This is a genomic window from Curtobacterium sp. ABR8 (assembly GCF_057812125.1).
This window is the reverse complement of record NZ_CM173818.1, coordinates 230,147-249,441: the sequence shown is the minus strand read 5'-3', so window position 1 is coordinate 249,441 and position 19,295 is coordinate 230,147. Positions and strand designations below refer to the sequence as shown.

Annotated in this window: 18 protein-coding genes; 7 read left to right on the top strand and 11 right to left on the bottom strand. The window is 65.1% G+C overall.

Going from position 1 to position 19,295, the window contains the following annotated elements; all coding sequences use genetic code 11:
* Positions 1-403 precede the first annotated feature (403 nt).
* Positions 404-1,747 (bottom strand): NosD domain-containing protein, encoded by a 1,344-nt coding sequence (locus ACXKZB_RS01245; protein WP_488824375.1) that lies wholly within the window; start codon positions 1,745-1,747, stop codon positions 404-406.
* Positions 1,748-1,821: 74 nt separating this feature from the next.
* The gene (locus tag ACXKZB_RS01240) at positions 1,822-3,051 is read right to left on the bottom strand and encodes a glycoside hydrolase family 32 protein (protein WP_488824374.1); all 1,230 of its coding nucleotides are present in this window, start codon (positions 3,049-3,051) and stop codon (positions 1,822-1,824) included.
* Between the two features lie 290 nt (positions 3,052-3,341).
* Here ACXKZB_RS01240 and ACXKZB_RS01235 point away from each other — a divergent pair, with 290 nt between their 5' ends.
* The 5 genes from ACXKZB_RS01235 to ACXKZB_RS01215 all read left to right on the top strand — a co-directional run bounded on the left by ACXKZB_RS01235 (position 3,342) and on the right by ACXKZB_RS01215 (position 8,414).
* On the top strand, positions 3,342-4,502 hold the full coding sequence (locus ACXKZB_RS01235) for an ABC transporter substrate-binding protein (RefSeq protein ID WP_488824373.1): 1,161 nt from the start codon (positions 3,342-3,344) through the stop codon (positions 4,500-4,502).
* Between the two features lie 50 nt (positions 4,503-4,552).
* The gene (locus ACXKZB_RS01230; RefSeq protein ID WP_488824372.1) at positions 4,553-5,437 is read left to right on the top strand and encodes a carbohydrate ABC transporter permease; all 885 of its coding nucleotides are present in this window, start codon (positions 4,553-4,555) and stop codon (positions 5,435-5,437) included.
* Entirely contained in the window at positions 5,434-6,273 is an 840-nt protein-coding gene (locus ACXKZB_RS01225) for a carbohydrate ABC transporter permease (RefSeq protein ID WP_488824371.1), read from the top strand. Before ACXKZB_RS01230 ends, ACXKZB_RS01225 begins: the two co-directional genes overlap by 4 nt.
* A gap of 142 nt (positions 6,274-6,415) precedes the next feature.
* The gene (locus ACXKZB_RS01220; protein ID WP_488824370.1) at positions 6,416-7,450 is read left to right on the top strand and encodes a LacI family DNA-binding transcriptional regulator; all 1,035 of its coding nucleotides are present in this window, start codon (positions 6,416-6,418) and stop codon (positions 7,448-7,450) included.
* A 40-nt stretch (positions 7,451-7,490) separates the two neighbouring features.
* Positions 7,491-8,414 carry a PfkB family carbohydrate kinase gene (locus tag ACXKZB_RS01215; RefSeq protein WP_488824369.1) on the top strand — a complete coding sequence of 308 codons (924 nt, stop codon included), beginning with the start codon at positions 7,491-7,493 and terminating at the stop codon, positions 8,412-8,414.
* Positions 8,415-8,487: 73 nt separating this feature from the next.
* Here the strand turns inward: ACXKZB_RS01215 and ACXKZB_RS01210 are convergent, their stop codons facing one another.
* From ACXKZB_RS01210 to ACXKZB_RS01200, 3 genes are all read right to left on the bottom strand, one after another.
* Positions 8,488-9,726: a NosD domain-containing protein gene (locus tag ACXKZB_RS01210; RefSeq protein WP_488824368.1), complete on the bottom strand. Its 1,239-nt coding sequence runs from the start codon at positions 9,724-9,726 to the stop codon at positions 8,488-8,490.
* A gap of 287 nt (positions 9,727-10,013) precedes the next feature.
* Positions 10,014-10,127: a helix-turn-helix domain-containing protein gene (locus ACXKZB_RS01205; protein ID WP_488824367.1), complete on the bottom strand. Its 114-nt coding sequence runs from the start codon at positions 10,125-10,127 to the stop codon at positions 10,014-10,016.
* Positions 10,128-10,497: 370 nt separating this feature from the next.
* Positions 10,498-10,695 (bottom strand): hypothetical protein, encoded by a 198-nt coding sequence (locus ACXKZB_RS01200; protein WP_488824366.1) that lies wholly within the window; start codon positions 10,693-10,695, stop codon positions 10,498-10,500.
* 153 nt (positions 10,696-10,848) lie between these two features.
* Between ACXKZB_RS01200 and ACXKZB_RS01195 the strand changes: the two genes are divergently transcribed.
* Positions 10,849-11,514 (top strand): hypothetical protein, encoded by a 666-nt coding sequence (locus ACXKZB_RS01195; RefSeq protein WP_488824365.1) that lies wholly within the window; start codon positions 10,849-10,851, stop codon positions 11,512-11,514.
* A gap of 209 nt (positions 11,515-11,723) precedes the next feature.
* A complete protein-coding gene (locus tag ACXKZB_RS01190) occupies positions 11,724-12,194 on the top strand; it encodes a winged helix-turn-helix transcriptional regulator (protein WP_488824364.1) in 471 nt (156 codons plus the stop codon).
* A gap of 64 nt (positions 12,195-12,258) precedes the next feature.
* On the opposite strand, the gene ACXKZB_RS01185 is transcribed toward ACXKZB_RS01190, so the two are convergent.
* From ACXKZB_RS01185 to ACXKZB_RS01160, 6 genes are all read right to left on the bottom strand, one after another.
* Positions 12,259-13,443, bottom strand: a complete 1,185-nt coding sequence (locus ACXKZB_RS01185; RefSeq protein WP_488824363.1) for an MFS transporter — start codon at positions 13,441-13,443, stop codon at positions 12,259-12,261.
* 92 nt (positions 13,444-13,535) lie between these two features.
* A complete protein-coding gene (locus tag ACXKZB_RS01180; RefSeq protein ID WP_488824362.1) occupies positions 13,536-14,921 on the bottom strand; it encodes a DHA2 family efflux MFS transporter permease subunit in 1,386 nt (461 codons plus the stop codon).
* 186 nt (positions 14,922-15,107) lie between these two features.
* Positions 15,108-16,079, bottom strand: coding sequence for a zinc-dependent alcohol dehydrogenase family protein (locus ACXKZB_RS01175; RefSeq protein ID WP_488824361.1), 972 nt, complete (start codon positions 16,077-16,079; stop codon positions 15,108-15,110).
* 59 nt (positions 16,080-16,138) lie between these two features.
* A complete protein-coding gene (locus ACXKZB_RS01170) occupies positions 16,139-17,650 on the bottom strand; it encodes an MFS transporter (protein ID WP_488824360.1) in 1,512 nt (503 codons plus the stop codon).
* On the bottom strand, positions 17,647-17,907 hold the full coding sequence (locus ACXKZB_RS01165; RefSeq protein ID WP_488824359.1) for a hypothetical protein: 261 nt from the start codon (positions 17,905-17,907) through the stop codon (positions 17,647-17,649). The genes ACXKZB_RS01170 and ACXKZB_RS01165 overlap by 4 nt, the downstream gene beginning before the upstream one ends.
* A gap of 629 nt (positions 17,908-18,536) precedes the next feature.
* Complete coding sequence (locus ACXKZB_RS01160; RefSeq protein ID WP_488824358.1) at positions 18,537-19,178, bottom strand: HD domain-containing protein; 642 nt, start codon at positions 19,176-19,178, stop codon at positions 18,537-18,539.
* Between the last annotated feature and the right edge of the window lie 117 nt (positions 19,179-19,295).

Genomic DNA, 19,295 nt, shown 5'->3' with positions numbered 1-19,295 from the left:
CCGACGACGACGGCGCGGCCGTCACGCCAAGCGACTGGGCCGCGTCGGCGACACCGTCCGCTTCCGCGCTGCCGTGGACGAACGGGACGTCGTGGTCGGTGAGCCACTTCTCCGTCAGCCGCCACTGCACGCAGTTCCCACGGGAGAAAGTCGCGGAGCGGGTTCGGACACAGCCGCCGTCGAGGTGCTGCTCGATAGCGGATCGGCTCACGGGACACCACTCGGCGCCGCATCTACCCCACCGGCTACGCGAGGACCACGCTGCGGGAGAACCTCCGCGCGGCCCTCTTACCGCCTGGGCCCTCACCTCTGAGCATGGGGTTAGAGCGCGATCGCTCGCACGGGTCGCACGAGCCGACCGGGCTGGCACCAGTGAGCCTGACCAGAGCGACACATCAACTGCTTATCGCCCTGCAAATTCGGGCGTCGGCCGGAAAGCGTTGACTCTTGCGTCGATGCTCACCTCTGACGCGCGTCCAGAGTCGAGTACAACGTTACCCACGGCCTCCGGGTCAACCTGCACTGAGACCACAGCGAGCTGACTGGATTCGGTGGCTAGGAGCGCGTCAACCTGACCTGAGAACGCGGACTGGTTCGAGCGGGAGCGTGCATCCTTGGCCACGATGTGGTTCGTCGCGACGGAGTTGCCGGAGCCGCTCACTATCCGGATGATGACGGGTGCTTCGCCGGGGGGTGTCAGTCGCTGAGAGTCGATGACTTCTGAGAAGTGGTTGCTGACGATGGTGTTGTCACTGCCGTCGATGCGAAGCAGGCCGTACTGGTCGTCGAGCCCGTTGTCGATGTCGATGAACGGTGTCCAGGGTTCGTGGTCGCGAAGGAAGTGGTTCGTGGCGACGAGGTTCTCGGAGCTGTTCTCGGCGAGGGCGACCATGCCCGGGTAGAACGAGTGGAGCCGGTTGTTGGTGATGCTGGACCGGGTGACGCCGCGGAGGTGGACGCTGCTCGCGCCGCGGGGGAAGACGTTGTTGGCGGTGATGAGGAGTCCGCCGTGGTTTTCGGCGTAGATGGAGTGGCCCTTGAAGCCGGCCCCGATGAGGTTGTCGGTGATCTTCGATGCCTGTCCCCATCCGCGCAGTTCGATACAACTGCCGCATTCGGCGATGAAGTTGTCGTGGATGGACAGGGCGTCGGCGTTGTGGATCGTGAGGCCTTGTTCGAGGTAGACCAGCCCCATACCGTTGAAGCGGAAGGAGTCGTTGGCGCTGGAGACGTGGATGCCGGTCTTGCCGTTGACGTAGGTGTTCTCTGGGTGCAGGTCGGACCCGTCGGCAGTGAAGTGCATGCCGTCGATGCAGAAGTTCTCGAATTCGACGGAGCTGATCCGAGGACTGCCCTCGCGCTCGACCAGGAACGCGGCGCTGGCTCGCTGGTCATCGTTCGCCGTGAGTGGCAGGTCGACGAGGATGCGGCTGCCGCCGGGCCAGAGTTCGTGCAGGTCCGGCAACTCCTCCTCGGGGACATTGAAGCGGATGCTGGAGGAGGAGAATCCATGTCCGGCGCCGTGGATCTTGAGGAAGCTGATGTCGATGAGGACCTGTGTACGGAGGCGGTAGTCCCCCGGCGGGAGGTAGATGACAGCGCCGGGCTTGCCGCCGTCGCCGTCGCCGTCGGTGCCGCTCTGGCGGCTCTTAATGTCGGCGATGATGCTGTTGATCACCGCGCCGATGTCGTCGGTCGCGTCACCAATGGGCCAGGTGGTCACGTCGTAGTGGTTGCTGTGCGGCATGGTTGCTGGATTCTTCCGTCTCGTCGTTGCTGTGGCTACTGCGGTAGCCGAACAGCAGGGTCAGTTCGAGGCTGCTACTGCGTGACAGCGACCGAGGTGCGCAAGGGCGCCGCGAATAGGCCGGCGCTGGTGCTGAGCTCGAGGATGGGTCCGTCGAGGAGGATCTGCACAGTGCTGCGGCCAGCTGGCACCGTTCCGCTCGCATCGGTTGCTGCCGCGACGTGCAAGTCGTCGCCGTTCCGGTTGAGGGTAAGGACCGGCTCCCCGTCGCGGGTGACGTCCAGCTGTCCGAGGTCGGGGTCCCAGCTAATGACGTCGGCGCGTCCGTCGACGGTGAGGTCGATGCGGTCGAACGCCGAGTGCGTGTTGACGCCGTCGCCGCTGATGACGTCGGGGTGCGGGCGGGCGATGAGTTCGTCGCGGTCGAGCGTGAGGACGTGGGGCACGCTCATCGCGCCGGTCCAGGTGTCACCGGCTTGGTCACGGATCTCACGGAGCCAGAAGACCAGCCCAGGCCGGCCCTCGGCGTCTCGGTAGAAGGACGGGGCGTAGTAGCTCTCACCCCATGTCAGCCGACCCCACCGCTCGACCTCGAAGACACCGTCTCGCCATGCTCCAAGTCCGTACGCAACGTAGTGGAGCTCGTCGTCGTTCCAGACGGAGGTGATCAGCACGTCAACACCGTCGATTGTGAAGACCTGCGGGCACTCCCAGAGCTTTCCGGTCCAGACGGGTTCGGTCAGCGAGGTGTCCCGCTGCGCTGCCACACCGTCGTACTGCCAGTCCTGAAGGTTCGAGGAAGAGTACGACAGCGCGGCCGCGGTCGTACCGTCGAGGTTCGCACCGACGAGCATCCGCCACTGATCACCGTCGCGAAAGACGAACGGGTCTCGGAAGACCTGTACATCGACATTCGCCGGGGGAACGGCGACGATGTCACCCTTCGTCCATGCTGCCCAGTCGGCCCCAACCGGCGTAGCCGTGCGGATCTGGCCAATGCTGAACTCCGGAGTACCGACGGACGTGTAGAAGATCGTGGCTTGGCCGCCGTCGATGGCGATGGAGCCGGACCAGATTCCGTCGTCTCCATCGCCGGGCGCGAGCGCGACCGGCTGCTCTGTCCACGTGCGCAGGTCCGTGGATGTCGCGTGTCCCCAGTGGCAGGACGGCGCCCAGGTGGTTTGTTCCGGGACGTACTGGAAGAACACGTGATACTTCCCGTCGTGCCACGTCAGTGACAGCGGGTCGTTGATCCAGCCCGATCGGGCGGTCAGATGGATGCTGGGGCGATCGTCGTCGATCATCTGCAGGGGTCCCCTCGAAGCGATGGGCCGTCCGCTTGACGGCCTCCAGGTAGATGTATATCTTTGGCCAAGTCGTTTTGGCAAAACGCTTTGTCACCGACACCGTACCCGATCGCAGCACTGCTGCTGTAGACCAAGGAGACGAAGTAATGATGCTTCGTAGGAAGTCCGGCACGCGTGCCGGCAACAGGGGCCGCATCCTCGCTGGTGCTGCCGTCGCGGTGGCATCGGCGCTGGTCCTCAGCGCTTGCGGCGCTGGTGGCGGCGACAGCGGAGGGTCGGCGAAGAGTTTGACCGTCCTCGTCGAGGCCGGCGGACACGGCGAGCTCCAGCCGATCGCGGACCTGTACAAGAAGGAGACCGGGACCAAGGTGCAGTTCGTCGAGCTGCCCTACGACGGCCTGTACAACCGCGTCAACAGCGAGCTGAACTCCGGGTCGGTGTCCTTCGACGTCGCCGCGCTCGATGCGATCTGGCTGCCGACGTTCAAGGAGGGGCTGACGCCGCTGAACTCACTGTTCACCGCGGACGTGAAGAAGGACCTCTTCCCGGCGGAGCTGCAGGAGGGCAAGATCGGCGGCGACTACGTCGGTATGCCCGCGTGGACGAACACGGAGATCCTCTACTACCGCAAGGACCTCCTCGACGACCCGGCCAACAAGACCGCGTTCAAGGAGAAGTACGGCTATGACCTGGTGCCCCCGACGACATGGGAGCAGTACCAGGACGAGGCCGAGTTCTTCACTAAGGACGGCATGTACGGCACCGCGACGAAGGGTGCCGTTGAGACCGAGTACCTCGCCGCGCTGTCGCAGGCCGGCGAGAAGAATATGGTCGTCGACGACAAGGGCAACGTCACCCTCGGTGACGCCGCCAGCCTGAAGGCGCTCGACTTCTACACCAGCATGCTCGATTCGTCAGCACCCGGCGCGGCGCAGACGGACTGGGCTGCAGCGCAGAACCTCTTCTACCAGGGCAAGACCGCGCTCATGCTGTTCTGGGGCCACGCCTACCGGCAGATCCCCGATGACTCGAAGGTCGCTGGCAAGGTCGGCGTCGCACCGATGATCGCCGGCCCCGCCGGCGTCGCGGGCGTGCCGGGGCCGTATTACCTCAGCGTGCCGAAGGCGTCGCCGAACCAGGACGCGGCCGAGAAGTTCATCAAGTTCGCGTACGAGCACAACGACCTCAGCGCGACCACGGACCTCGGGCTCGCGGCTCGGGTGTCCGCGTTCGAGAAGTACCAGGACAAGCCTGGCTACGAAGCATTCAAGCCGATGGTGGAGACGCTGCAGGCGAAGGGGACGATCCCGCGTCCGTCGAACCCGAAGTGGCAGCAGATCGTCGACAACGCCCTCGTTCCGATGCTGCAGCAGGCCGTTCGGCCGGGTGCGGACAACCAGCAGTTGCTCGATCAGGCCAAGACCAAGGTCGAAGGCATCCTCAAGTAGAGCGTGGTGGCCCTTCGGGGCCACCACCTCCCCCGAACCGAAAGTCGCTCGTGCGTATAACCGACCGACGCTTCGCCGTGCTCATGATCCTGCCGGCGGCGCTGTTCCTGCTCATCTTCATCGGCTGGCCACTGATCCAGTTCGTGACCAACAGCTTCTTCGACATCAACCAGCTCGCGGGGACCCGCACGTTCGTCGGGTTCGGCAACTACATCACCGCGTTTACCGACCCCGAGTTCGGCAACTCCGCCTGGCGGACCGCCGTGTACACGGCGATCGTCGTGTTCTTCGAGTTCGCCATCGGCCTGCTCGTCGCGCTGCTCTTCGCCACGATTGGTGATCGCTCACGCGTGTTCCGCACGATCTTCCTCTATCCGCTGATGATCGCCCCGATCGTCGCGGGCCTGCTCTGGAAGTTCCTCCTCAGTGACAACTTCGGCATCGTCGGGCAGCTGCTCTACAGTGCACATTTGCTGCCCTCCCCCAACGCGATCCAGTGGCTGAGCGATCCGAAGATCGCCCTGGTGTCGGTCTCCATCCCGGACGTGTGGCTAACTACGTCGTTCATCACGCTCGTGCTGTTCGCCGGCCTGCAGAACATCCCCGGCGACGTCCTCGAGGCGGCCCGCCTCGACGGTGCCCGCTACCCCACACTGCTGTTTCGCATCGTGATCCCACTGCTGCGTCCCGTGATAGCCGTCGCGCTTATCGTCCGTGGCGTCGACGCCGCTCGCGCGTTCGACGTCATCGTCCTGCAGACCAACGGTGGCCCACAGAACGCCACCGAGACGATGTCGCTGCTGGTCTACCAGACCCAGATCCGGTACGGAGATCCAGGGCTGGCAAGCGCCATGGGGACCATCTACCTCATCGCGATGCTGGCCGTGGCCATCTTCGCAATCTTCAAGATCTGGCGACCCGGGAGTGATCAGTGAACGGCCTCGAATCACAGCGCATCGGCACGAAGACCATTCTCTGGATCGCTCTGGTCCTCCTCGTCGTCCTCTACGCCTTCCCCTTCCTCTACATGGTGCTCACTTCGCTGAAGGTGCCGGTGGAGACGATCGCCGTCCCTCCGACGATCTGGCCGCGCAACTGGACGTTTGAGAACTACACCTCCGCGCTCGGCACCAGCGGCGTGCCGGCGTCTTTCATCAACAGCATCGTCACCGCGGTCATCAGCACGGTCATGTCCCTGGTGCTGGCCGTCCCAGCCGCGTACGCGGTCACCCGGTACCGGACCCGGTTCGGGCAGGTGTTCATCCTCGTCGCCCTCGTGACACGAATGGTTCCGGCGATCGTCGTCGGCGCCCCGCTGATCACGATGTTCCGCAGCATCGGCATCCAGGACACCTCCTTCGCCCTGGCGATCGCGCACACGACCATTTCGCTGCCGCTGTCGATCTGGCTGCTGTCGAGCTTCTTCCAAGCGGTCCCGGAAGAACTCGAGGAAGCTGCCCGCGTCGACGGCGCATCTCGGATCGGCGCGCTCGTCCGCGTGATCCTGCCGGTGACCGCAGGTGGGCTCGCGGTCACCGCGATCTTCGCGTTCCTCGCGTCCTGGAACGACTACATCTTCGCGCTGCTGCTCACGTCCGTCCGCGCACAGACGACGCCGCTGATGATCGCCGACTTCCAGACACAGTTCGGCCTCGACTGGGGAACCATGACCGCACTCGGGATCGTGTACTCCCTGCCCGTCATCCTGCTGACGTTCGTCCTGCAGCGGCACATCGTCGCCGGTCTCACCCTCGGCGCAGTCAAGGGTTGAATACGGGCCGCCCGGAGATCCCGCTTCCGATGGACTTAGGGTGATGATGCTCGCGCATCACACCGGGAGCGGGACCTCCCACGGCCACGAGCACCGATGTTGGCGTGCTCGAACAGCCTCAGCCTGAACGAAAGGATCGATGGTGGCTCCGAGACGCGTCGGCATCAAAGACGTCGCAGCCGAGGCCGGGGTGTCCGTCACCACCGTCTCCCACATCCTCAACGATGTCGACTTCCTCCGTGCTAGCGACGAAACCCGCGAACGGGTCAAAGACGCCGCACGGCGCCTCGGCTACGGCCCAAACCGGATGGCCCGGGGCCTGCGGATGCAGCGCTCCGAGATGATCGGACTGCTCAGCGAGGAGATCGCCACGACACCGCACGCGGGTCGGATCATCCTCGGCGCCCAGAACGCAGCCCGTCGCCACGGGCTGACGCTGGTCATCATCAACACCGACCGGGACGACGTTGCCGCAAACGCAACCGCCCTGATCCGGCAACAAGTCGATGGCGTCCTCTACGCCACGATGTATCACCGCGACATCACTCCCCCGGCCGAGCTCGAGGTCATCCCGACCGTCGTCATCGACGCCACCGACAGCACCAGGAAGCATCCCGCAGTCGCCCCGGACGAGCGTGGCGGTGCCCGCGCCGCAATGGCGGAACTCCTCGCTGCCGGGCACCGACGCATCGGGTTCATCAACAACGTCGACGATGTCCCCGCCACCCACGAACGCTTGGCGGGATACACGGAGAGCCTCATGGAAGCCGGCATCGACGTCGACGAGTCGCTCGTGCAGGCCGCCCCGTCCGAAACCCCGGGCGGCTACGACGCTGCCCGGGCCCTGCTGCAGCACCCCGACCGACCAACCGCCCTCTTCTGCTACAACGACCGCATGGCGATGGGCGCCTACCGCGCCGCAGCAGAGCTCGGCCTCCGGATCCCCATCGACCTCTCAGTGGTTGGCTTCGACAACCAGGAGCTCATCGCCGAGGGGCTTTTCCCCGCGTTGACCACGGTGGCGCTGCCGCACTACGAGATGGGCGAGTGGGCCCTCGAACGGCTCGTCGAGCTGCAGAACGATGTCCCGCCGGGCGAGCTGGAACGAGCGGTCGGACCGGTGTTCCTGGCCTGCCCGCTCGTGCGCCGCGAGTCCGTCGCCGCACCATCCGAGTAACGATCAGACGGTGGCATCACCGTTCTGCCGAAGGATTGCCATGACCCCCGCCTACCGCCCTGCCCTCGTCTTCGGCGAAGCGCTCATCGATGCCGTCGCCGACGTGTCCGGCACTCGCCTCACCCCAGGCGGGAGCCCCATGAACGTCGCAGTGGGCCTCGCTCGCCTCGGCGTCCCCGTGACCCTCGCCACGCAGTTCGGCGACGACGAACACGGGCGACTGATCGCCGAACATCTCGCCCACGACAGCGTGACGGTCGACCGGGCCGACGGGCCGACGTCGGTCGCTCGTGCAGAACTCGGGGCGGATGGGTCCGCTCGGTACGACTTCGATATCGTCTGGGACCGGGACGCACCCGTGCTCGATTCGGGGGCAGCACCGGCTGTTGCGCATACCGGGTCGCTGGGCGCATTCCTGCAACCCGGCGGTGACGCAGCAGTGCAGCTGTTCCGTCAGCTTCCCGTGGCGACCGTGCGTAGCTTCGATCCGAACATTCGACCGGCGCTCCTCGAGCACGCCGAGGCGCTGAAGCAGTTCGACCGTATCGTCCAGCAGACGAACGTGGTCAAGCTCAGCGATGAAGACGCGGACTGGATCTACCCAGGTGTCGACGCCGATGGCGTCCTCGACCGTCTCCTCGATGCAGGGGTACGCCTTGCCGCGATCACCCGTGGCGCAGCCGGATCAATCGTCGCCGGCCGAGACGCTCGCGTGCCGGTCATGGCGCCCGCGGTGACGGTTGCGGACACGATCGGGGCAGGAGACGCCTACATGTCGGGGCTGCTCTTCGCATTGCTGCAGGACAGCGGGCTCCACCGAGTGCAGGAATCTGTCATCGACGCGACGCTACTGACCCGCGTCGGCGCTGTGGCGGCAGCATCTGCCGCGGTGGCGGTGAGCCGTGCCGGCGCAAACCCTCCATCACCTGCCGAACTCCTCGCGGCGACGACCGACGCATCCTGACCGATCATGTCCACCTAGACCGACGACGGCCCCGTCACCGTGAGTGACGGGGCCGCCGTGTGCCGGCCACGCGCTACGGGGTAGGCCGGAACCCGTAACTGGTTGAGGCCGCGGCGAACTGCGCCTCCGTTCCGCTGTCGAAAATGTGCGAGTTGGTCGTTCCGGCGTCGAGGACAACCGTGTGTAGCGTGAGGTTGCTGATCACGTGGTTCGCGCCGATCAGGTTCTGATCGCCGCTGACGACGCGGAACACCGCTGATGTCACACCGGCGGGTGCGACCTGCTCGGGCGGGATGATCACGGTCACATGGTTGCCGGTGATGGTGTTGCCGTCACCGTTCACCTGCACGACACCGAAGTCGTCCGGCCGGCCGTTGCCGACCCCGATGAACGGCCCGTACGTCTCCACCTGCCGCTCGAACATGTTCGACCCGATCAGGTTCTCTTTGCAGTTCCCCTCGAGCGTGATCATGCCCGGGTAGAACGAGTGCAGCCGGTTGGCGGAGATGTTGCACCGGGTCGAGTTCTTCAGGTGCACCGAGTCAATACCGCGCGGGAAGACGTTGTTGCCGGTGATGAGCAGGCCGTTGTGCTGCTCGGCGAACAGCGAGAACCCGATGGGTCCCGCGCCGAGGTGGTTGTCAGTGACCTTCGACGCCTGACCGGATCCGGTGAGTTCGACGCAGTTGCCGCACTCCGCGATGAAGTTCCCGGAGACGTCGAGCGCGTCGGCGTCCTGCACGATCAGGCCGTGCTCGAGGTACACCATCCCGATCCCGCGAACCCTGGTCGAGTCGGTCGCGGACGCGAACCGGATGCCGACCTTCCCGTTGCGGTATGAGTTCTGGCTGCCACTAAACGACACCCCGTCGAGGCAGAAATTCTCGAACTCGATTGAGCTCAGGCGGGGATCGCCCGATCGCTGGACGAGGAACGCCTCGGACTTGCCGTCGGTGTTCTCGACCCTGATGTGGCTGCCACCCGGGTTGATCTCGTGCCACGCGGACGTGTCGCCGGAGTTGTACCGGATGCTCAACGACGTGAAGCCATGCCCGGAACCGCGGATGCACAAGTAGCTGATGTCGACGACGACGCGCGTCTTCAGCGAGTAGGTCCCCGGCGGGATGTAGATCACGGCACCCGGCTTGTCCGCCTGATACGTCTGTCGGCGCTTGATGTCCCCGATGATGCTGTTGATGACCGCGCCGACGTCGCGGATCGGATCAAGGGTGCCGGTCGGATTCCAATCGGTGACGTCGTAGACGTTCGGCTCCGGTGGGAGCGCCGCCGGCTTCTTCTTGTCAGCGGGCATCAGAGCAGCCCGACCGGAACGCGACGACGCCGAGCCTCGAGCTTCCCTCGGTGCTCCGTGAGGTGAGGTTGTCCCGTTGCCGCCTGTAGAGCGGGCACGTTGCGCGCGGCTACGGCGAGAACTGCCATCCCCGTCAGCACCGTGCGCCGAGACATCACGAGATGTTTCGTCATTGCTGCTACCCCTTCGTAGATGCCAAATGCTTTTGGCATGTCTCAGAGTGATGATACTTCGACAGTCGGCGCGAGAGGAAGAGCGGGCGTTAGTTCACCCGACGAGGACACGCATCACTTTGAGGCGTTGCCCCGGCACCCTGCGACGGGCTCGCTCTCTCGACGGAGCGCTCGGTACAACGTCGTGCGACTCACCCCGAGGACGTCACCGATCTGCGCGACGGTCATGTCCTGCTGCTCGTACAGCCGCCGAGCCGTTCACACTTGGTCGACGGATAGCCGCGGAGGTCGCCCCCCCCCCCCCCCCAAGTACGTCCTCGAGCTCGCGCCGCCGCAAGGCCCGCGTGAGTTCGCTCACGGTGCGCCACCAGTCCGCCGCCACAACCTGACGACCCGCACCGACCTGTCCGGTCACCGATCGGCTACCGGTCGCTGTCGCTGGGTGTGTCTGCGACGACCGGCAGAGCCTTGGAAGCGCGTCTTCGTTCTCTCGCAGTCGAGCCCTGCAACCGTGGTCACGATGAGTCCACAGGAGGAGATCGCGTCGAGCGCTGTCGAGTGGGTGTGCGAAGGCCTCGACGGTGCTCCTGTGACGGGCTCAGCGTTGTCCGCGAGCGGGAACGAGCGCGAAGACGAACCCGACGAGCGCTCCGAGGACCCCGACCGCGACGAGGAACGTCGCCCAACCGCTCCAAACGGCCGGCGCGAACCAGACCGCGGATAGGCCCGCGATGATGAGGACGATGCCGAGCCCGAAGCCAAGGTTCACGGCACGCTTCTTATAGCTGATCTCCATTCCGGCAACCTACGCCGCGACATGGTGCCCTTCGACCCCGTCAGGTGGTAACCAGGGTCATACCGGCGGACGCTATTGTGCCGCAGCGGGACCTTGGCTGGCCCCAGCGTGTGCGGTTTGCGTTGCTCATGGAACAGGAGTCACGCTGTCCTGATGAGTTCGACGGGGAGCACCATCCTGCGCACCAGCGCATTCGTAGCCACAGCATTGGCGGTCGTCCTGCTGACCGGGTGCAGCGGGACGGGCGAGGCGCCGACAGCCGTCGGACCAACATCGCGCCCACCAGCTGCGTCGAGCGCTTCGACACCGGCTCCAGTCGGCACATCGCAGCCTTGCCCGGCATCCGATGACGGCGTCCCGGACGGTGCCAGGACCGCGTCGACGATCGATGTGGACGGGGATCTCGAGGCCGACCAACAGTGGGTGACCGAGGATGGCCGGTTCGGCGTGACGACGACCACCGGTCTCACCAGTTCTGTCCGTCCCAGCAACCTGTCCGGCGGCGCCGAACCCACTGCGTTGCTCGCCGACGTGTCCGGTCAGGGCAACGGACCGGTCATCATGCTCGTCGCGGGCAGCCGTGCGGTCGATCTGTACCGGTGGACCGGCTGCGCGTTCGAGGCAGTCACGAACACCAGTGGTGACCAGTATGCATCCCACACCGGTGCCGTGTTGCCCGGTGAGGTCGATGGCACCCGCGGCGAGAACGGTCAGACCACGATGGCCGAGCCCGCGGACGACACCGCCGCCTTGAGAGCGACCCGCGTCACTTGCGACGACCGCACGCTCGATGACGACGGGCTCGGACTCGTGCCGTGACCACCGTCAACGCACTCGCCCCCCCGAGAGGCAGCCCTGACGGGCCGATACGCGGACACCGTGGAACGTCTCGTCGTCTTCGCTGACCCTTCTGCATCTTCGTAACGCCACTCATACCGTTGCAATAGGCGATCCGTGTCCGGACGTCCTCTGGAGACCACGCCAGTCCATCCGAGTTGGCTTAGCCAAGCCAGGGCTACGATCCTGCCATGGACATGCTCGAGTTCCCCCGCAACAGCAACTGCTCCATCGCGCACAGCCTCGCAGCGGTCGGGCAGAAGTGGACACTGTTAATCCTTCGAGAAGCGCTCCTCGGGCGAACCCGGTTCGCGGACTTTCGGGCGATCGGTGTGCCCTCAGACGTGTTGACTAGTCGGCTGAACGGGCTCGTTGCTGACGGTCTGCTTGAGCGGCGTCCGTACCGAGCCCCGGGGGAACGGGAACGTTTCGAATACGTCATCACTGACGCTGGCCGGGACCTCCTCCCGGTCCTCGCGTCGTTGGTGGCGTGGGGTGATAAGCACGCACTGCCGAGCGATCGGCCGTTCACACGGTTCGTCAACGAAGCGACCGGCAGGGAGGTAGAGCTTCGGTTCGTCGACGAGGGCGAGGTCATTGACGATCCGAATCAAGTGCGGATTGTGCACGACGTGAGCGCGGCCCCCGCCACCGTTGCTTGAGCATCGCGACTGTGCTTCGAAGCGGCACCGCGAGAACACATACCCGTCAGAGGTGCCGGGTGCACTAAGCCGTCGCCAGTGTGGAGCGGCCTGTCCGCGCCGCTACCGCCGCGCTGACGGCGAGCGCCAGAATGACACCGCAACCGATCTCGATCGCCAGCAGTAAACCGTCTGTCGTAGCGATCGCTCCGAGGGTGACGGCGGTCACGCCCTGCACGAGATAGCCCACAAGGTAGGCCGCAGAGATGACTGCGCCACGGTGATGTGCGGGTGCTGATGCAGCGATGAGGCCGAGCGCGCCAGCGAACATCAGTCCGTACGATGCTCCGATCAGAGCGCTGCCGACAATGAAGAACGCCAACGACGACAGAGTCGCGCCGGCAATGAACACTGCCCCGCCGACGATGATCACTCCGGGCCCCACTGTGAGTGCGAGCTTGGGCGGGAGCTTCCGTCCAAGGATTCCCGCAAGGCCGATCGCGACCGCTGAGATGGCGAGGACTGCGCCCACGAGCAGGCTGTTCGTCGAGTGGATCAGCTCTCGGCCGACCTGCGCCCCGAGCGCCATGATGATCGTCCCGACGGTATACGCGGCGGACACACCGAGCGACCCTGCGACCACGGTGCGCCCCAGCCCTTCTGGAATACGGAACATCCTTGGACTCCAGCGGCCGAGCGTGGTGTCATGCGCCCGGGGCAGGAACCAGGCAGGCACGCCGACCACCAGCACGACGATCACGAGCACCCAGTAGGTCAGGTGCAGCGTGAACGGTGCGTATTGGATGAGCGCTCCGCCACCTAGCGTCGCCAATGCCAGGCCCGCAGAACTGGCGACGGTCGTCACCGCGCTTGCGTGCCGCGCTCGATGAGAGCCGCCGAATTCGATCATTGCCGCCGTCGCCGCACTGAGAGACAGCCCGGTACCGACGCCCATGAACACCCGCCCGATCAGGACCAGCACGAGATTCGGTGCGACACCGAACAGGACCGTACCGACCATGAAGGCGGCAAGTCCAAGCAGGATCGCGCGGCGTCGGCCGATGTAGTCCGACAGGTTCCCGAAGATTGCCAGCACCGGCACCAAGGTGATCGGGAACACCGCGAAGATCACCGTGCCCGCGGCGGCGGTGAGGTGCCACTGCGTCTCGTACGCCGGGTAAATCACCGAGGGTGCAGCAGTCACCCACAAGGACAAACCGATCACCGCTGCGGCGGTCCAGAACGACAGACGTGGACTGAGGGTTCGCATGCGAGCAGCCTAGACCCAGGGTTGGGAAAACCAACCGAGGTGACGTTGTACTGGGGACAGCCCACGTGCGATGGATGCCTGGGCTGACTCGTTCACTCAGCGCTGTTTGGTGCTGCAGGTGCGTAACTCAGGGCAAGCGCAGCGATACCACTGCCGGCGAGCATGATGACCGCGACGGTAGCGGTGACGCTCCGAAAATCAGCGCTGTCGAGAGCGTTGCCCGTCGCGAGCCCGACCAGAGCGACAGCGATGAGGCCCGCGACTCGAGCGACGGCATTGTTGATGGCGGAACCTATACCGGCTTTTTCGGCGTCGATGGAGCTAAGGACTGCCGTGCTGATTGGGGTGGCCGTGACCGCTATTCCCAAACCGACGACGGCGACGCTGATCATGATGACGAGCCAGGTGGTCGATCCATCCGAGCCGAAGGACATCGAGAGGTAGCCACATGCGGCGATGCTCGGTCCGAGAATGATGAACCGCCGCGGGCCGTACTTGCCGGCCAGTGAGCCGATGGTCCTGGAGACGAGCAGGCTGATGACGGTCATCGGTGCCGTCGCGATGCCGGCCACGAGTGCGCTGTAGCCGGCAACTTGTTGGAGGTACACCGGCACGATGAACACGCCGAGCCAGAGCGCTCCCCACACGAGGAACGTGATGAGGTTGCCCGCCCAGAAGTCACGGGCGTGGAACAGCTGCAGTGGCATCATCGGTGCGGCGGCTGTGTGCTCGACGCGGAGGAACAGCGCAAAGGCAAGTATCCCGATCACGAGCGTCCCGAGCACGACGGGATCTGACCAACCGAGGTTCGATTGCTCAATGAGTGCGAAGGTGACGCCTCCGAGCCCGACGGCGGCCAGGATCGAGCCGCGAACGTCGAGACGCGCTGCCTCGGCTGGCTGATCCGGCGGAAGTTGAAGGATCGCGATAAGGGTCGCGAGGACGGGGAGAACATTGACGGCGAAGATCCACCGCCACCCAATCGTGACCACGATGCCCCCCCCCCCCCCAAGCAGCGGTCCGGCGATGAAGGCGCAACTGGTCCAAGCGGACCAGAGCCCAATCGCTTTCGCTTGCTCACGGCCGCGGAAGTATCCCGCGATCAATGCGAGTGAGCTCGGGACGAGGAGGGCTGCTGCGATGCCTTGCACGATGCGGAGAACGATGAGAGTTGTCGCGGTTGGCGCGATGGCGCACGCGACTGAGGCGCCGCCGAATGCGATGATTCCGATGACGAGAACCCGAATTCGGCCGGTGCGGTCGGAGAGTGCGCCCGCGGTCAGAATAAGTGCGGCCAGGGCGAGCGTGTAGCCGTCCACAACCCACTGTTGGAAGGGCAGACCCGCGCGGTACTCGGCGGCCATTGCCGGAAGACCGACGTTGACGATGGAGCCGTCGAGGAATGCGACGATGGAAGCCAGACTCGCGACCAGGAGGATCGCACGGCCCTGTTTCCGTGTGTGCGCCGTGGTGGTCATTGGACCCCCGTTTGGTTGTGATGCGCCGGGGAAGGGAGCGGCAACCCGCGCGCCGGTGTTCAACACGGCGCGATCTGGTACGACCCAGGGCCGAACCGAGCGAATCGTCCGACTGGTGTCGACCCTGAGCGCACCCGAGGTGGCCTGCAACGGCTGAGGGCCACCTCGGGAACTCCGCGGGTGCGATTAGATGTCGGCTGTTACGGAGAGCAGGACCTTCCCGCCGCGCTCGACGACGTGCGTTGCGGCCGCGACGACGTCCTCGAGCGGGTACACCGCGTCGATGGGAACAGTGAGCTCGCCAGACGCCACAAGCGGCGCCGCGTCTCGAATGACCGGGAGGACCTTGGCTTCCCGATCGAAGGCTCCAACGAAGATGCCTGCGACGCGGAGGTTCTTCTTCGCGATGGCAGGGTGGGACTTGTTGATCGGGGTCCTGCTGGCGTTGCCGTAGAACACGATTGCGGAGCCGGGGATGAGGATCTCGAGCATGGTGTCGGTGACGGGACCCCCGACGGAGTCGATGGCGAGGCCAACGCCGGTTTCGCCGACAATGGAGCGGATTTCGTCCGCGGAGTTCGGGCCATGGATCAGGACGACATCGGCGCCGGCTGCTTTGAGGTCAGGGATACTGCTCTCGCTGCGGACGAAGTTGACACTCCGCAGGCCGCGCTGCTTGGCGATCGCGATGACGTTGCGTCCAACGCCGCCGTTCGCGGCGTCTTGCACGATCCAGTCGCCGGGCTCAAGGTCGGCATACTCGCTGAGCATCAAACCCGCAGTGGGTGTGTTACTCCCAAGCATCGAGAGCTGCATGGCGTCCCCGTCGGGGAGCGGGAACATCGTCTCCGCGGGGACGGTCAAGCGCTCTCGCCACGTGCCGGCCAGCAGGGGAAGAACCACGGTGTCACCCACTGCGACGTGGGTGACGCCGCTGCCAGCGGCAATCACCGTCCCGATCCCCTCGTTGCCGGGCGTGGCGGGGAGTGGGGTTTGCACGAGGTGGCCCTCGATGAATCCGATGTCGTGGAGGTTCACAGGTGAGTACGTGACCTGGACGGTGACTTCGTCCGCGGCGGGTGCTGCCGGTTCGTCGGTGTCGATGATGCTGAGGACATCTGCTGCCGGACCCCATGTGTTGAACTGAACTGCCTTCATGATCTCGCTCCAGATGGTCTGTATGGTGAGGCGCCGCGGGCATGTGTGCGCAAGGTTGGTTATGGGCGTGCTTCGTTCAGAGGGCCCGTCCGCGACAATGTTGGTGCTTGGCGGCGAACGAAGATCGCTGCAATCAGTGCCGCCACCAAGGCAAGTGCGGCGGCAATGAGCATTGCGGGCAGGTAGCCGGCTGAGAGGGTTTCCTCCAGAGTCCGGCCTGCGGTCGCTCCCGCCGCCGCGGGGAGGACGGCGATGGCGATAGCACCTCCGATGCGGGAACTGACGTTATTGATAGCGGAGGCTGCGCCAAGGTCCGCCGCCGGCACGGATGCCAGAACTGCGGCGGTCAGCGGAGTGACTGCTATACCGAGACCGAAGCCGAACAGGAGGGTGGCCGGGAGCACGTCGGTGATGTACCCGGAATCCGCGTTCAAGAACGACAGCGCCACCACGGCCGCCGCAGCACATGCCATTCCGATGCTCATCAGCCAACGCGCTTCGAATCTGTTCGCGAGCAGGCCGGACAGAGGCGACATCAGCAGGAAGACGATCGTTCCCGGAAGCAGTAGTGCGCCGGCTTGCGCAGCGTCATACCCGAGTGTGACGAGCGCCTGCTCGGTGACGAGGAACCCCATGCCGCTGACGGTCGCGTAGAAGAAGAACGTGCTGACATTGATGGCGTTGAACCGTCCCGACCGGAACACTGACAGGCGGAGCATGGGCTGCTTGGCGACCCGTTCGACAGGAACGAGTGTGACGAGGGCGATGAGGCCGCCGATACCGGCAAACAGCACGACGGGGCTTGTCCAACCAGTTGATGCCCCGGTGGTGAGGGCGTAGATGATGCCGCCGAGCCCGATGATTGCAAGCACAACCCCGAGGGCGTCGGTGGTGAGTTGCTGCAGGAGAGGTATGTCCTTCGGCACGAACCGCAGGGCAATCAGGGCAAGGATGCATAGCGGGACATTGAGCAGGAACAGCCATCGCCAGGTTGAGTGATCCAGCAACCAGCCACCCGCGTAGGGACCGACAGTGGTCGCCAATGTCGAGATGCCGGACCAGATGCCGATCCCTCGGGCTCGGTCCTGCTCGCGCAGTGCGCCGTTCAGCAGCGCGAGGCTCGATGGGATGGTCAGGGCTCCGCCAACTCCTTGGAGCACGCGCGCGGCGATGAGGATCCCCGCGTTGGGTGCGAGCGCGCAGAGGACCGCGGATCCTGCGACGATGATCAACCCGATGGTGAGGATTCTTCGCCGCCCATATCGGTCGGCGAGTGCCCCCGACACCAGTAGCAAGGCTGCGACGGTCACGAGGTAGCTCGTGAGTACCCATTGCAGTGTGCTGACGCTGCTGCCGAAGGACTTGCCGATTGAGGGGACGGCGACGTTCACGACGGAAGCGTCGAGGAAGCCGACCATCGATGCGAAGACAGTCGCCGCCACGAGGATTGCTCCTCGGCCGCTTCCGAGAACGGTCTGACCGAACGTTTCGCGGAGATCGTTTAGCGAGTTAACCGGACCGCGGTCCGACGCGTCCCGCTCGGTGGCGTCAGGGATGTTGGATGTGCTCATGATGCGCTGCCTTCGATTTCTGCGCGGATGATGTGCTCGGTCACCAGAGCCGGCGTCTCGTGGTGAGCGCCCCGATGGCGGTCAGAGCGCCAGCACCGCCGTCTGCATCGGGTGCTGGAGCCGAAGAGCCCGCCGATGACTGCGAAGGTGGTCTGCTGGAACGCCGGGACCTGAGCGCCGAAGTCCTTCGACGCCGGCCTCAACCTGAGATCTCCTGCGTGCGGATCGAGGCATGCGTACACATCGACCTTCGACATGGGAGCTCCGCTCGCCCGGCGGGGGTTTGGACCGGCGGGAGCACCATCGTCCTGCGATCCCGAAGCCCGCACAAGGCTTTCGAGCAACTTAGTCAAAAGTTTTTTGCCTCAGTCGCGTGGACGTTGTGCTGCGAGGTTGGGTCCGGACTGTGGTGGTTGCTCGGGCCCCTGGTGTCTCGGGCAGAGCTGGGTTGTGCTGGCCGTTGGGCGCCCTAGACGTCGGGACCACCTCGATGGCTCTTCATGCCCAGATCTCGCGGTTGAGAGGTCCGCGACCGCTCGGCGTGGCACTCGGTGCGGCCCGCTGCGAAAGACGGATGCTGTCGTTGCTCCAGCAGGGCGGACCCAAGCGGGGCGAGGACCAACGACCTTGGGTGCTGCTCGTCAAGTGAGTCGGGTGCTGCCGGCCAGGGGTATGAGGATCAGGCGGGCGTTGAGGACCGAGGGGCCTCGGCCAGGAGCCGTAATCGCTCCAGCCGGGTAGGCAGTATGGACGGCGAGCTGAACGTGCCTAGGCTCCATCCAAGCTGGTCCCGCGGGTGAGAGATTTGAACTGCCGCATCTGCAGAGGCCATCGAGCTTGTCCGCTGCGCCCCAAGTGGTGCCGAAGGAACCGACCTTGGCTCGGATCACTCCGGCCATGCTGAGTTCTGGATCACCTGGACGAAGTCACCACGAGTAAACGACGGGTCGAAGTGCGCCAGAACGTCCGCGTTCACCGTCCCGAACGTCGTGTCCGGGCGGTCCTTGAAACCGTCGTTGAAGGCGCGGAGGATCCGCTTCTTGAAGTCGGGGCGGGGGTGCGCCGCGACGACCTCGTCTCGGAGGTCGTGCCGGATGTTCTCGAGGTGCAGACCGAGCACGTCCGACTCGACGCCGGCGGTCGTTGCTGCGATCACCGGATCCATCCGGTACGGCACCTCGGGGGTGGTGTGCAGCGCGATCGCCGTCCAGACGGTGTCCGCGTCGGGAGTGACCACGCCGTGCGTGAAGAGGAAGTTCCGCGCTTCGTCGGCACCGTCGATCTCGAACCGCTGCCCGTCCGTGCGGAACGGCTTGACGAGACCCGTGTCGTGGAAGAGCGCGGCGATGTAGAGCAACTCGCTGTTGGGCTCGAGATCCAGCGCGCCGGCTTGGAGACTGCCGAACAGGAACACGCGTCGGGAGTGGTTGTAGATGAGTTCGTTCGTGGTGTCGCGGATGAGTGCTGTGGCCTCACGGGCCAGTTCCGAATCTGGGATGTCGATTCCAGCGATCTGCTCTGTAGTCATGGAGAGAAGGTTCGCCCGACTTGGCGCTCAGATGCACCGCCAGGAGTGTCACGTTTCCCACTGATCCAGCCGAGCCTTCCGCACGGCTGAAGGCAGGCCCTCACTGGCGCAACTTCG